The 13,481-nt window shown below is 66.5% G+C and carries 12 protein-coding genes and 6 tRNA genes; 10 read left to right on the top strand and 8 right to left on the bottom strand.

Translation table 11 applies throughout. The features are described from left to right. Window positions 1-14: 14 nt before the first annotated feature. The 5 genes from CVV68_RS09245 to CVV68_RS09225 form a co-directional block, all read right to left on the bottom strand. Window positions 15-1,604: an RsmB/NOP family class I SAM-dependent RNA methyltransferase gene (locus CVV68_RS09245; RefSeq protein ID WP_110500719.1), complete on the bottom strand. Its 1,590-nt coding sequence runs from the start codon at window positions 1,602-1,604 to the stop codon at window positions 15-17. Further along, entirely contained in the window at window positions 1,601-2,521 is a 921-nt protein-coding gene (locus CVV68_RS09240; RefSeq protein WP_110500717.1) for a methionyl-tRNA formyltransferase, read from the bottom strand. Before CVV68_RS09240 ends, CVV68_RS09245 begins: the two co-directional genes overlap by 4 nt. Beyond that, window positions 2,518-3,081 carry a peptide deformylase gene (def, locus tag CVV68_RS09235; RefSeq protein ID WP_110500716.1) on the bottom strand — a complete coding sequence of 188 codons (564 nt, stop codon included), beginning with the start codon at window positions 3,079-3,081 and terminating at the stop codon, window positions 2,518-2,520. The genes CVV68_RS09240 and def overlap by 4 nt, the downstream gene beginning before the upstream one ends. 80 nt (window positions 3,082-3,161) lie before the next feature. Next, window positions 3,162-4,004 (bottom strand): cytochrome, encoded by an 843-nt coding sequence (locus CVV68_RS09230; protein WP_110500714.1) that lies wholly within the window; start codon window positions 4,002-4,004, stop codon window positions 3,162-3,164. Between the two features lie 125 nt (window positions 4,005-4,129). Continuing rightward, window positions 4,130-4,201: transfer RNA gene (locus CVV68_RS09225), tRNA-Val, on the bottom strand. Between the two features lie 407 nt (window positions 4,202-4,608). Here CVV68_RS09225 and CVV68_RS09220 point away from each other — a divergent pair. The 5 genes from CVV68_RS09220 (at window position 4,609) to CVV68_RS09200 (ending at window position 5,175) form a co-directional block, all read left to right on the top strand. Then, a tRNA-Gly gene (locus CVV68_RS09220) sits at window positions 4,609-4,681 on the top strand. Window positions 4,682-4,705: 24 nt separating this feature from the next. Beyond that, a tRNA-Cys gene (locus CVV68_RS09215) sits at window positions 4,706-4,779 on the top strand. Window positions 4,780-4,829: 50 nt separating this feature from the next. Beyond that, window positions 4,830-4,901 (top strand) — tRNA-Val (locus CVV68_RS09210). Window positions 4,902-4,963: 62 nt separating this feature from the next. After that, window positions 4,964-5,036: transfer RNA gene (locus CVV68_RS09205), tRNA-Gly, on the top strand. A 67-nt stretch (window positions 5,037-5,103) separates the two neighbouring features. Then, window positions 5,104-5,175, top strand: a tRNA-Val gene (locus CVV68_RS09200). Window positions 5,176-5,255: 80 nt separating this feature from the next. Here the strand turns inward: CVV68_RS09200 and CVV68_RS09195 are convergent. Next, window positions 5,256-5,651 (bottom strand): MarR family winged helix-turn-helix transcriptional regulator, encoded by a 396-nt coding sequence (locus CVV68_RS09195; protein WP_245933437.1) that lies wholly within the window; start codon window positions 5,649-5,651, stop codon window positions 5,256-5,258. Window positions 5,652-5,683: 32 nt separating this feature from the next. On the opposite strand from CVV68_RS09195, the gene CVV68_RS09190 reads away from it, so the two are divergent. Both CVV68_RS09190 and CVV68_RS09185 read left to right on the top strand, forming a co-directional pair. Next, window positions 5,684-7,843, top strand: a complete 2,160-nt coding sequence (locus CVV68_RS09190) for an MMPL family transporter (protein WP_110500710.1) — start codon at window positions 5,684-5,686, stop codon at window positions 7,841-7,843. Between the two features lie 82 nt (window positions 7,844-7,925). Continuing rightward, window positions 7,926-8,120 carry an antitoxin gene (locus tag CVV68_RS09185; RefSeq protein WP_110500709.1) on the top strand — a complete coding sequence of 65 codons (195 nt, stop codon included), beginning with the start codon at window positions 7,926-7,928 and terminating at the stop codon, window positions 8,118-8,120. Between the two features lie 77 nt (window positions 8,121-8,197). Here the strand turns inward: CVV68_RS09185 and zapE are convergent, their stop codons facing one another. Then, entirely contained in the window at window positions 8,198-9,280 is a 1,083-nt protein-coding gene (gene zapE, locus CVV68_RS09180) for a cell division protein ZapE (protein ID WP_110500708.1), read from the bottom strand. Window positions 9,281-9,533: 253 nt separating this feature from the next. On the opposite strand from zapE, the gene CVV68_RS09175 reads away from it, so the two are divergent. The 3 genes from CVV68_RS09175 (at window position 9,534) to ybaK (ending at window position 11,757) form a co-directional block, all read left to right on the top strand. Then, on the top strand, window positions 9,534-10,454 hold the full coding sequence (locus tag CVV68_RS09175; RefSeq protein ID WP_110500707.1) for a sulfurtransferase: 921 nt from the start codon (window positions 9,534-9,536) through the stop codon (window positions 10,452-10,454). Window positions 10,455-10,575: 121 nt separating this feature from the next. Continuing rightward, on the top strand, window positions 10,576-11,034 hold the full coding sequence (locus CVV68_RS09170) for a SufE family protein (RefSeq protein ID WP_110500706.1): 459 nt from the start codon (window positions 10,576-10,578) through the stop codon (window positions 11,032-11,034). Between the two features lie 222 nt (window positions 11,035-11,256). Further along, a complete protein-coding gene (gene ybaK, locus CVV68_RS09165; RefSeq protein WP_110500705.1) occupies window positions 11,257-11,757 on the top strand; it encodes a Cys-tRNA(Pro) deacylase in 501 nt (166 codons plus the stop codon). A 394-nt stretch (window positions 11,758-12,151) separates the two neighbouring features. On the opposite strand, the gene CVV68_RS09160 is transcribed toward ybaK, so the two are convergent. Next, entirely contained in the window at window positions 12,152-13,369 is a 1,218-nt protein-coding gene (locus CVV68_RS09160; RefSeq protein WP_110500704.1) for an alpha/beta hydrolase family protein, read from the bottom strand. Between the last annotated feature and the right edge of the window lie 112 nt (window positions 13,370-13,481).

Genomic DNA, 13,481 nt, shown 5'->3' with positions numbered 1-13,481 from the left:
GCCTTTCGGTAACTTCAGAGCTTGCGGATAAGGGCAAGGAACATGGCGTCGGTCTGGTGGAGGTGGGGCCACAGCTGGGCCGTCATCCGGTTCGTGTCCACGGGCGAGTTCTTGTTCCCGGCGCCGAGGTCCCCGGTGAGGCTGGCGGCATCCAGGGCTGCACCGGCGTCGAGCAGTTCCAGGTCATCGCGCCTGCGCAGGGCGTCGTCCACCACGGCGATGGTTTCCGCCACGTGCGGGGAACAGGTCACATACGCCACCACTCCCCCGGGCTTGACGGCGTCCAGGGCGGAGTTGAGCAGTTCGCGCTGCAGCGGCCCCAGTTCGACGACGTCGGAGAGCTGGCGGCGCCAGCGGGATTCGGGCCGGCGGCGCAGGGCGCCAAGTCCTGTGCAGGGGGCGTCCACCAGGATCCTGTCGAACGACGCCGGGTGGTCCCGGCCAATGTCGCGGCCGTCGCCCGTGCGCACCGTCCAGGTGTCCTCCGGGACGGCGGCCAGGGCCTGGGCCACCAGTTTGGCACGGTGCGGCGTCGGCTCGTTGGCCAGGATCCAGGCACCCTTTTCAGCGGCGAGGGCCGCCAGCAGGGCGGCCTTGCCGCCGGGCCCGGCACACATGTCCAGCCAGCGTTCCTCGACACCATCGCGCCCGGACTTTAGTTCGGTGCCGGCCAGGGCCCGGGCCACGAGCTGGGAGCCGACGTCCTGGACCCTGACCGTGCCCTCGCGGACGGTGGAGAGCCGGCCCAGGTCGCCGCCGGAGGACAGCGCCGAGTCGATGACCAGCGGACCGGGCGTGAATCCGGCGTCGAAGGCCTCTTCCAGGCTGCCGATTCCAGGCAGTGCCACGAGGTTCACCACCGGGGCCGCGTTGTCCGCCTCCAGCAATGCGGTGATTTCGGCGACGTCGCGGCCGTGGGCGACGAGTGCCTGGCGCAGTGAGCGGACAATCCATTCGGGGTGGGAGTAGGTGATTGAGGCAATCTTTACCTCGTCAGTGAGTCCGGCAGTCAATTCCGTGAGCCACTCGGGCAGGTCCCTGGCGGCCACCTTGCGCAGCACGGCATTGATCAGCGCGGACGGGCCGGCACCGATGACGGCGCGGGCCAGTCCCACCGTTTGGTCCAGGGCGGCGTGTGCCGGGACCCGCATGGCCACCAGCTGGTGGACCCCAATGCGCAGGGCGTCGAGGATGGCGGGGTCCAGCTCGGTGATGGGGCGGTCGACGCAGCGGGACAGGATGGCGTCATAGGTGCCCTGGGCCCGCAGTGCACCGTAGGCAAGCTCGGTGGCAAAGCCGGCGTCCCTGCGGTCCAGGTGGTGGTTCCGGATGCGGGCCGGCAGCACCAGGTTCGCATAGGCGTCGTCACTGGACACAGCCCGGAGCACTTCAAAGGCCACCAGCCGTGCGGGGTCGGCGGCGCGGGTGCGCTCCCCGGGGGCCGACACCGTGCGGTTGCGCGTGGTGCCGCGGTTGCGCTCACGCCCCGCGTCGTCACGACGCCGGACGCCGCCTTGGTTCGCCGGGTTCCCCTGGCCGCCCTGGTTGGACCGGCCGGCGCCCTGGTTGGACCGGCCTGCAGACCCGCCTTGCTCGCTGGTCATTCAAACACCACGTCTTCCTTGTTGGCCAGGCCGCGGGCCCAGTCTGTTGCCTTCATCAGTTTTTTGCCGGCCGGCTGCACGATGGCCAGTTCCACGGCGTGGGAGCCGGTGCCCACCAGCACGGCCTTCGGCTCCACGCGCAGCTGTGCGGGGGCCAGCGCGTTGACGTCGGGGCGCAGCGTGACGGGTCCGAGTTTGAAGCGTTGGCCAAACAGCTGCGTCCATGCGCCCGGCTCGGCGGTGACGCCACGGACCCTGCGGTCGATGGCCAACGCTGGATCCTGCCAGTTCACGTGGCCGTCCTCCAGCGTCAGCTTCGGGGCAAGGGAAACCTCGCCCTGCTGCGGCACGCCGGCCAGCCGCCCGGCGGCCAGCCCATCAATGGTCTGGACAAGGAGTACGGCGCCGCTGTGCGACAGCCGTTCCAGCAGTTCCCCGCTGGTGTCGGCGGGGCGGATGGGCTCCGTCATGGTGCCGTACACAGGTCCGGTGTCCAGGCCCTTTTCCAGCAGGAACGTGGACGCGCCGGTGACCCCGTCGCCGTGAATGACCGCGTGCTGCACGGGGGCCGCGCCGCGCCACGCCGGCAGGAGTGAAAAGTGCAGGTTGATCCAGCCGTGTTCCGGAATGGACAGTGCCGGCTCCGGCACAATGGCGCCGTAGGCCACTATCGCAGCCACCTGCGGGCGCGCGGCCGCAATGGCTTCCTGGGCCGCAGTGTCAACCTTGTCCGCCTTAATGACGGGCAGGCCCAGGTCAGCGGCGCGCGCTGCCACCGGCGACGGCGTGTGGACCCTTTTGCGTCCAAGCGGGGCGTCCGGACGGGTCAGGACGGCGACGATCTCATGCCCGGCGGCCAGGAGCGCCTCAAGGGAAGGCAGGGCGACGGCGGGAGTGCCGGCAAAAAGGACCCTCATCCGGCCGCGCCTGCGCCGAACGCGGAGCCGACAGTGCGGGCACGCTTGGAGAGGGTTTGTGCCGTGACGTTGTGGTAGTTGGCCGTGCGGATCGCGCGGAGCGCGGTTTTGCGGTCCTCGCCTTCGAGACGGTCCACGTACAGCTTCCCGTCCAGGTGGTCGGTTTCATGCTGGAAGCATTTCGCCAGCATGCCGGAGGCCTCCATGTCCAGGGGTTCGCCGTTCTTGTCGACGCCGGTGATCCGCACCCAGCGGTGGCGGCGGACGCTGAAGCCGAGGCCGGGAACGGACAGGCAGCCTTCCGGTTCGTCGGGCGCGAAGTCGTCGCTGGCGGCGATCACGGGGTTGATGACGTGTCCTTCATGGCCGTCCACCGCGTAGGTGAAGATGCGCTTGTTGACGCCGATCTGTGGTGCTGCCAGTCCTGCGCCGCGGACGTCGGCCATGGTCGCGGCCATGTCGTCGATCAGCCTGGCCAACTCAGGGCCAAACTCCTTCACTTCCGAGGCTTTGGTCCGCAGGACGGGGTCGCCGATGATGCGAATGCTCAAGATGGCCATGGGTGGGGACCTCACTTTGGTTTGGTGCGTGCCGTTGCCGGCTGCTGGACAGCTCCGGCATCCAGTCTAGTTGGCGTTCGTCAGCCGGCAGGCGGCGCAATGGGCAGCAGCGGCGCCCCGGCTTCGGCTGCCTCCAGGGAGGTTTGCCACACGCGGCGCAGGGACGCGAACTTGTACCAGTGCGCCTTGAGCACTGCCGGGTTGGCACGCAGCGTGCGGACCTCCGTTTCGCCAATGGCCACGCCCAGGAGGACGGGGTCCTGGCCGTATTTCCACGCCTCCCAGCTGCCGGCGGATTCGTCGACGACGGATTCCTCGGCTTTCATTCCCGCCACCAGCTGCATGACCACCTTGGCGTCCAGGCCCTTGACCTGGCCGTTGCGGTCGGTGCCTTTGGTCTTGTAGTCGATGATGCACAGCTTGCCCCCGATGGTGGCCACCAGGTCCAGGGTGCCGGCGTAGCCAAGGGTTTCATTCCACACCGTGATCTCCGGGGCCAGCGGCTGGACCTTGTAGTCGTCCCACCAGGCGTCGAAGCGGACGGCAAAGTTTTCCTCGCCCCTTTCAGCCAGCGCGGCCCGGGCTTCGGGCATTTGGTGGGGCCGGCCCAGCGCCCGCAGGGCCACCTGCTCGCAGTAGTGGTGGACACGGTCCCCGCGCATCGCGGCGGCGTCACGGTATTGTTCGGCCGCATTGGAGCTGTCCCGCACCACGGTGCGCAGTTGGCCCGGATTGCCGACGGCGGCCCCCAGATCCGGGTGCTTGGCCACAGCGCTTGCTGCCATGTAGCCAATCCAGCCGTCCAGGCTTGCTGACTGCTGGCCGATCACCGTGGTGATGGAGGGGACCTTGGGCGGATCCGTGAGGGAGCGGGCGTACATGCGTCCAAGTTCAGTGCTGTGTGCCAATGCCGGTGCAGTCATGGCTCCACTATTTCACTTCCCCCGACACCGTGCAGGCCGCGGGCACCCAACTGTGGATAACAGGGGCGGCCGGGCAGCAAAAAGCCCCGTGCCGAAACAAAACGGCTGACGGGGCTTTTTATGGGTGGGCGATACTGGGTTCGAACCAGTGACCTCTCCGGTGTGAACGGAACGCGCTACCACTGCGCCAATCGCCCAAAGGCATAAGCCGAATCGTTGAACCCGACCCAGACGCTTTCCTTGGTGCGTTCAAAAGAATAGCCCAAACTTCCACGCGTTCATAATCGACCCGGCAGCGCCGCTGCTGTGGCTGGCGTCCGGCGGTTCCACCACATCCGTGACCAGCACCACAGCCGCCCGATGGGCCAAAAGCCCTCCAACGAATGCCAAAAAGCCCCGGAACCCCATCGGAATGACATGTCTGTAATTCATTCCGCCGGCGAAACTTCCGCGCCAATGCGGCGATCCAGGCCCGCCGCCAGCACGGAGCGACCCCGGGACTCCGCCCCGATTTGGCGTTTGGGAAAAGGCTCGGGTATTGTTTTCACCGCAGCAACACGGACTACCGAAGCGGAAACGCACCGGCTGGGAAAATGATGCTTATGCGGTTGTAGCTCAGCTGGTAGAGCACCACCTTGCCAAGGTGGATGTCGCGAGTTCGAATCTCGTCAACCGCTCGCAGGACACCGTTCAACACTCACGGTGGGGTGGCCGAGAGGCGAGGCAACGGCCTGCAAAGCCGTGTACACGGGTTCGAATCCCGTTCCCACCTCCATTTTGGCTGAACCAGAAGTATTTTGCTGTAGATTGTAGCGAGATGCCTTTGGGCGATTGGCGCAGCGGTAGCGCGCTTCCCTGACACGGAAGAGGTCACTGGTTCGATCCCAGTATCGCCCACGAATGAACTTCACGGTTCGTTCAACGCAGGAAAAACAAATAGTGGGAAACAGCAGTAGAATGTGGTCGTAGCTCAGCTGGTAGAGCACCACCTTGCCAAGGTGGATGTCGCGAGTTCGAATCTCGTCGACCACTCGGATTTAAAGTATGAAACTGCCGGAATCCTTAAGGGTTCCGGTAGTTTTGTATAGTTTCACAGCTTGGGCGATTGGCGCAGCGGTAGCGCGCTTCCCTGACACGGAAGAGGTCGCTGGTTCGATCCCAGTATCGCCCACCTTGCAAATTGGCATCCTTCACGGGGTGTCTTTTTGTTCTTAACTCCCTATCCACAAACTGACGCCGAATCCCTTCTCACTAAAGGTTCACATCCCCCTGGGCTTTCTCCGTGTCCGGCTTCGGGCCGGAATGCCGCACTCCCGCCGCATCCCGGGCAGCCGCCGTGGCCGCCGTCATGTCCTCCAGGAACCGGGTAACCAGCTCAAGCTCCACATCGGTGTACCCCTCGAGCGCGGCACCCAAATGAACGGCCAGCGGTCCGAACAGGGCCCGCCCCACCGAACGGGCTTGCCCGGTCATGGCAAGTTCCACCTGCCGGCGGTCGGTTTGGCTGCGTTCGCGGTTGACATGCCCCGAACGCTCCAGCCGGTCCACCAGGGCCGTGGTGGCCGGGGAGCTCAGGTTCAACGCCTCCCCCAGCTTTCCAGGCGTCATGGCATGGCCGGCAGCATCCGGACGGACAAGGAGTCCCAAGGCGTTCAGGTCGGTGCGGTGCAGGCCGTGCAGTGCCCGCCGTGCTCATCGTCCTCTGGCTGTTGCTCGCCGGCGCCGGCGGCCCCACCTTCGGTAAGATCTCCGACGTCTCCAGCAACGACCAGGCCAGCTTCCTGCCTGCCAGCGCCGAATCCACCGCGGTGCGGGATTGGCAGCTGCGCTTTGTGGATGCCACCACCATCCCGGCCGTGGTGTTGCTGACCGCCGAACAGCCCCTGACGGAGCAGCAGCTCGGCGGGATCGCGGCCCTTTCGGAATGGCTGTCCGCGGTCCCCGGCGTGGCGAAGCCGGTACCGCCGGAAACGAGCGCCGTCGCCGGCCCCATTCCTTCGAAGGACGGGCGTGCCGTGGAATTCCTTGTTCCGGTGGCCGACACGGGCGAGCTGAATGCCGTGGTGGGCGGGCTTCGGGATGTCCTTGCCGCCCATGCGCCTGCCGGGCTGGCCGGCTACGTCACCGGCCCGGCAGGCCTGACCGCAGATCTGGTAAATGCCTTCTCCGGCATCGACGGCGTGTTGCTGCTCGTGGCGCTGCTGGCCGTCTTCCTCATCCTGCTGGTGGTTTACCGGTCCGTGGTGCTGCCGGTGCTCGTGTTGTTCACCTCGGTCGTTGCTCTCTGCGCGTCCATTCTGGTGGTCTACTACCTGGCCAGCTGGGACTGGATCAAGCTCAGCGGGCAAAGCCAGGGCATCCTGGTCATTGGGGCCGCCACCGACTATTCGCTGCTGCTGGTGGCCCGCTTCCGTGAGGCCCTGCACCAGGTCGACTCCAGGTGGGCGGCACTCGGCCGCGCCCTGCGTGGCGCGTGGGAGCCGATCGCAGCGTCCGGAACAATTGTCATCCTGGCCCTGCTGTGCCTGTTGTTCTCGGACTTGAACTCCAACCGCAGCCTGGGCCCGATTGCCGCGATCGGCATCTTCTTCTCGCTGCTGGCGGCCTTGACCTGCCTCCCTGCGCTGCTGGCCGTCTTTGGCCGCGTCGCCTTCTGGCCGTTCGGGCCCAAGGTGGAGCATGCCCACAAGCATGCCCTGACGGCTGCTCCCGCACCGGACGCCGCCGCCCTGGACGACGTCGAAAGGGGGCTTTTTGGGGTCACCGGGCTGTGGCGCCGGGTTGGCCTGGTCATCGCCCGGCGGCCCCGGGCCACCTGGGTGGTGACCCTGGTGCTGCTGCTGGCCGCCGGCACAGGGGTCCTGCAACTGCAGGCGAACGGCGTCTCCCAGAATGAGGTCATCCTGGCCCAAAGCAACGCCGTCGACGGCCAAAAGGCCTTGGCCCTTCACTTCGACGCCGGCAGCGGCAGCCCCGTGGTGATCATCGCGGATGCGGGCAGGCGGGTGCAGGTGGTCTCCGCCGTCGAAAGTCAGGATGGCATTGCCGCGGCGGGCATCTACTCAGGAGATTCGCGCCCGGGCGCCAATTCCATGGCAGTGGTGAAGGACGGGCGCGTCATGATCAATGCAACGTTGAAAGACCAGGCCGACTCGGCCGCGGCGGAACAGGTGATAAAAAGGCTGCGGGAGGACCTGCCCGCTACGGATCCCGGCGTGCTCGTGGGTGGGGTGACGGCCATCGCCCTCGACACCAACGTCACGGCCCAAAGCGACCTGGTAAAGATTGCGCCGCTGGTGCTGGCCGTGATCCTGCTGGTGCCCATGCTGCTGCTGCGCTCCGTGGTGGCTCCGCTGGTGCTGATCGGCTCGGTGGTGCTTTCCTATGCCGCCGCCTTGGGCATCTCCGCAATGGTGTGCAACCACGTGTTCAAATTCCCCGGCGCCGATGCCACCGTCCCACTTTTTGGCTTCGTTTTCCTGGTGGCGCTGGGCGTGGACTACAACATCTTCCTCATGACCCGGGTGCGCGAGGAGTCGCTGGTCATGGGCACGCGTGCGGGAGTGCTGCGCGGGCTGGGCAAAACGGGCAGTGTGATCACCTCAGCCGGCGTGGTTTTGGCGGCGACTTTCGCGGCCCTCGGGGTGATCCCGCTCCTGTTCCTGGCCCAGCTGGCGTTCATTGTCGCATTCGGCGTGCTGCTGGACACCGTGGTGGTCCGCTCGATGCTGGTGCCGTCGCTGAGCTACGATATCGGTCGGCACATGTGGGGGCCTTCGCGGCTGGGACGCGCGGCCGCCAGCAGAGGCGGTGCCGCAGCACTGAAGCCACCAGCGTAAAACCGTTGACATCTCGCGGGCGGCCACTAGGCTCTTTAGAAGTTGGGGCGCCAATGGCCCCACGAGTGAAGGGAGGTGCCTATTGTCTATTTTTGACGATATCAAGGGCAAGGCTGAGGGACTGATCGGCGGACACCAAGACCAGATCAAGGACGGCATCGAGAAGGCTGGCGACTTTGTCGACGACAAGACCGGTGGCAAGTTCAAGGATAAGGTCGACGGCGTCCAGCAGTCCGCTTCGGACTACGTGGATGGCCACGGCCAGGCCGCGAATTAATCCCGCCCCTTCGCCCATGAATTAGCGTCAAAGGAGGCGCCGGTCCCGCCGTGAGGCGGCACCGGCGCCTTTTGCTTTTAAGCGTCCCGGCCCGCCGGCTGCGGTACCGGGGCAATGTCCGCAGCCGGAGCCTCCTGGGCTTCGCGGGCCAGCGCCGTCAGGCGGGAGACCGCACGGAAGTACTTTTTTTGATAGCCGCCGGCCATCATTTCGGGGGTGAACAGGGTATCCAGCGGGGCGCCGCTGCCGAGGATCGGCACGTCCCTGTCATACAGGCGGTCCGCCAGCACCACAAAGCGCAGGGCCACCGACTGTTCGGTGATGGTGTGCACATTTCTCCAGACGACGGCGTCAATCCCGTCCAGCAGCTGCCGGTACCGGGAGGGATGCACCCCGGCCAGATGGTCCACCAGGGTGCCAAAATCGTCCACGGCCACGGTTTTGCCGGCAAACTCCCGGCGCATGGTGGCGTCCAGGTCACTGTTGAGCACCGGCTGGGGCGGCGTGGGCAGTCCACGGTGGCGGAAGTCCTCACCGTCAATGTGCAGGATTTCGAACTGGTCCGCCAGCACCTGGATCTCACGCTGGAAGTCAACCGCAGCGAAACGGCCGTCACCCAGGGCACCCGGCAGGGTGTTGGACGTGGCCGCCAGCTTCACTCCGGCGTCGGCCAGTTCACGCATGAGACGGGACATCAGGACGGTGTCGCCCGGATCGTCCAGCTCAAATTCGTCGATGCAGACCAGCTTGTAACTGCTGAGCGCCTCAACCGTCTTGCGGAAGGAAAGCGCCCCCACCAGGTTCGTGTATTCAACAAACGTTCCGATGGCCTTGGGGCCCTCCACCTGGTGCCACAGGGACGACAGCAGGTGGGTCTTGCCCACGCCGAAGCCGCCGTCAAGGTAGATGCCGGCGCGGGAGTCGGTCTTCTTGGCCTTGCCGCCAAAGAGCCGGCGCAGGCCGGATGCGGGCGTGGCGGCCACGTGTGAGCCAAAGTCTTCAAGCTCCCGCACGGCTTCGGCCTGCGACGGCTGCGACGGATCCGGGCGGTAGCTGCCGAAGGAGACCTCACCAAAACGCGGCGACGGGACAAATCCCTTTAGCAGGTCCTCCACCGACACTGCCGGGCGTCGGGTGGAAAGTTGCTCAACGTGTACCAAGGATCTTTTCCGTTCATTGCAGGAATTGTGTGCTTGCATCGGTGCCCCGCTGCGGGCCCCTTCAAGAATACCCACTTGGATATTGCGCCACGTTAACGCGAAGGGAGTAATCCCCGCCATGCCGTGGTTACTGTAAAGGAGAGGACAGGCCGCCGCCACGAAAGCTGCGGCCGCCAAATCCCGCCCTCGCCCCACGGACTGTCCCGGAATTTCCCGGTGGCGCCTGGTGCGAGCTCTCTACGGAAGGGGCATCATGCCTGTTGCAGTTGAAACGAACGAAAAGTTTGCGTCCTACGCACACCCCGAGCGGCTGGTTTCCACCGAGTGGCTCGCCACGGCGCTGGCCGGCGACGCCACGCGGGACGGCAACCTGGTGGTGGTCGAATCCGACGAGGACGTACTGCTGTATGAAACCGGACACATTCCCGGCGCCGTCAAGATTGACTGGCACACGGACCTGAACGACGACGTCACCCGCGACTACATCGACGGCGCCGCTTTTGCGCTGCTCGCCGCCGCCAAGGGCATCTCCCGCGACACGACCGTCGTGGTGTACGGCGACAAGTCCAATTGGTGGGCAGCCTATGCCCTGTGGGTGTTCACCTTGTTCGGCCACCAGGACGTCCGCCTGCTCGACGGCGGCCGAGACAAGTGGATTGCCGAGGGTCGCGAACTGACCACGGAGGCAACCGCCGTCACGCCCGCCGCGGACTACCCCGTCGTGGAACGCAACGACGCACCGATCCGCGCCTACAAGGAGGACGTCCTGGCGCACCTGGGCAAGCCGCTCATCGACGTCCGCTCCCCCGAGGAGTACTCCGGCAAACGCACCCACATGGCCGCCTACCCGCAGGAAGGCACGCTGCGTGGCGGCCACATCCCCACCGCGGCGTCCATTCCCTGGGGCCGCGCCGCCGACACTGACGGAACCTACCGCAGCCGCGAAGAGCTCGAGGCCCTGTACTTGGGCGAGGCGGGCCTGAAGGCCGGTGATGACGTCGTGGCGTACTGCCGCATCGGCGAACGCTCCAGCCACACCTGGTTCGCGCTAAAGTACCTGCTCGGCTTCGACACCGTCCGCAACTACGACGGCTCCTGGACCGAGTGGGGCAACAGTGTCCGCGTGCCGATCGCCAAGGGCACCGGGCGCGGCGAACTGCCCGGCGCCAACTAATCCCCACACCCTCCCCAACGATGGCTCGCTGTGCGAGCCATCGTTGGGGCCCCCGGGCGCGTGGGCCCATCCACGCCCTCCCGCTGGACCATTGACAGAAAAGAAACGTACGCTTTAGGTGATGACTACTACACAAGCACTTCCGCCGGCGCTGGCAGAGATCGTCAATGATTTCCAGGAACTTGAAGAGCGTGACCGCTTGATACTCCTGCTGGAATTTTCCCGCTCGCTGCCGGCCCTGCCGGAACGTTTAACGTCCCACCCCGAACTGCTGGAACAGGTGGTGGAATGCCAATCGCCGCTGTTCCTGACCGTTGAGGCGGAAAAGAGTGACCACGGGGACGTCGTCCGACTGTTCTTCCAGGCACCCCCGGAGGCGCCCACCACCCGCGGCTTCGCCTCCGTCCTCTTCGAGGGACTGGACGGGCTGACGGCGGAGGAGATCCTGGCAGTGCCGGATGACATGCCGGAATTGCTGGGCCTCACACGGGCGATTTCGCCGCTGCGCATGCGCGGCATGTCCGCCATGCTGGGCCGCGTCAAGCGCAAGATCGCCGGCGGTCTCCGCCCCGCGTCCTAGCGGGGCGCCGGCATTGAAAAGACAGCACCTGCGGGTGTCCGCCCCGCGGACCCGCAGGTGCTGTCTTTTTAATTCAAATGGCAGCTCCCAACCCGCAGGTGCTGTCTTTTCAATTTGGCCCGTGCTCCGTTTCCACGAAATCGGCACCATCCCGCTTCCCTCGACCCCCAAAGCCCTAAAACGGGCCGGAAGCGCGTGCCTTGTCGCTGCAATAATGGGCGAATGGGAAAGAACAAGTCCGCCGCGACCGCCAGCACACCCGCCATGGCCGCACTGACCGCGGCGGGCGTGCCGTTTACTGCCCACGTTTACGCCCACGACCCTTCTGCCGCCAGTTTTGGATGGGAGGCAGCTGAAGTCCTGGGTGTCCCGCCGGAACGGGTCTTCAAGACGCTGATGGCCGACGTCGACGGCGCCCTTACAGTGGCGGTGGTGCCCGTCAACGGCACCCTCGACCTGAAGGCGTTGGCCCACGCGCTGGGCCGGAAGAAGGCTGCCATGGCCGATCCCGCCACGGCGCAACGGCGCACCGGCTATGTCCTGGGCGGCATCTCGCCCCTGGGCCAGCGCCGGCACTCCCCCGCCGTCCTGGACGAGTCCGCCCTCCTGTTCGAAACCATCTATGTCTCCGGCGGGCGCCGCGGATTCGACGTGGAACTTTCCCCCGCCGACCTCATCGCACTGACGCAGGCAACAACGGCCCACATCCGGCACGAGGCGTAACGCGCGGCGCGGCGTCCGGAGCGGCATGAGGGGCTGGCGGCGTGCGTTCAACCGCTTCTCCAAGTACGCGGCGCCAGAGCGCCGTGTATTTGGAGCCTCTGCGGTTTCTCTTGGGCGCCGCGGCGGACAGACCGACGGAGTCGTGTATGGCGCGGTGCGGATGGGCCCACGCGCCCGAGGGACCCGACGCGGGGGGCCACTGACGCGAGGGCCCCGCTGCGGGGGCCCCGCTGCCACGAGGGCCCCGCTGCGAGCTTGCGAGCAGTGGGAGCGGCTGGGGATTGCGAGCAGTGGGAGCGGCTGGGGATTGCGAGCAGTGGGAGCGTCAGTGGATTGCGAGCGTTGGGAGGGCGTGGGGACCAGCCCCTCATGTCGTGGCGCGCACCGTGGGGAATCACTCCCTCGGCAGGCCGTACCGCCCCACGCGCGGGCGCAGCCAGGTTTCGACGGCGTTCTCCCAGCGGTCGGGATCGACGTTCCATTCCTTAGTGTGCCGGGCCTTGCTGAACGGCTCAAACGTGACCATTTCGGGATTCCGCCTGGCCAGTTCCGCGGTGGGCTCGTAGGGCACAAAGTCGTCGTCGATGCTGTGCAGGACCAGGGTGGGTGTGCGCAGTTCCACGGCGCGCGCCACCCAGTCCATGCTCTTGAGGTCCACGGGAGCCGCCAGCCCCGTGATGCGACGGCCCAGGGGGTGGCTGAGCATGAGTTGGCCGTACCTGCCCACGTAGTCCGGAATGCGGTTGAGCTGGGCCTGGTGCGCCAGGACGTTGACCCAGTTAATGACGGGCCCGTCCAAGACCATGGCCAGGATATGCCTGCGGTTGCGGGCAAGGTCGGCGGCTTGCAGGCTGATGGCGCCCCCCATGGAGTAGCCAAACAGCACCACATCCTTGGCTCCGTGGGCCACGGCGTAGTCAATCGCCGCCTCCACGTCCCGCCACTCGGTGACCCCCAGCCCATACCGGCGGTCCGCTGCTGCGGGGGCATCGCCGTCGTTCCGGTAGGAAATGAGCAGGGCATTCATGCCCAGCAGGTGCGCGGCAGGGACGGCGCGCAGGCCCTCGCTGCGGGTGGCTCCCCGCCCGTGGACCACGATGGCCCAGGTGGCCACCGCGTTCGGCGCCCGGACCAGCCAGGCCGGTGCGGGGCCGTCGGGCAGTTCCAGGGTGACGTCCTCGCTTTCCAGGCCCAGCTCCTGCGGGTGCGCGTAAATGCTGCCGGACCAAAAGCCCCGCGTGGCGGTACGCAGGTCCCCGCCCACCACGGCCAGCACCTCCCGCGTGATGCTGCCTTCGCGCGGCACATAGGCGACGATGCCGCCGATCACTGCATGGGCGCGTCCGTCGTCAAAATAAATCGCGTAGCGGCCTTCCACGGTGGTGTCAGGCGTGGCGGCGAGCACCACCTGCAGCTCCGGGCCGTGGTGGATGACGGCCAGGATGGAGACGTCGTCGATCCGGGCCTTTTCCGGGGTGACCACCCGGCGGGCAAAATAGGCGGCCAGCGCCGAGGTGGCCGTGACGACGGAGACGGCGGCGGCGCCCGCGGCCCCGGCCCCCAGCAAGCCCCATTTGAGCCAGGTGTTGGACTGCTGCACAGAAGATGCCATGTCCCCATTCTGCCCATGTGCCGGCGGGCGGGTCGAGCGGCGCACCGGCCCGCGGCGAACATTCACGGGCAACATTTCGGACACGGGGCCCGATTTCGCCCCGTGTCCGCCT

It is taken from the genome of Arthrobacter livingstonensis (assembly GCF_003219815.1).
In the GTDB taxonomy this organism is placed as follows: domain Bacteria; phylum Actinomycetota; class Actinomycetes; order Actinomycetales; family Micrococcaceae; genus Specibacter; species Specibacter livingstonensis.
This window is presented reverse-complemented; position numbering and strand designations above follow the sequence as displayed.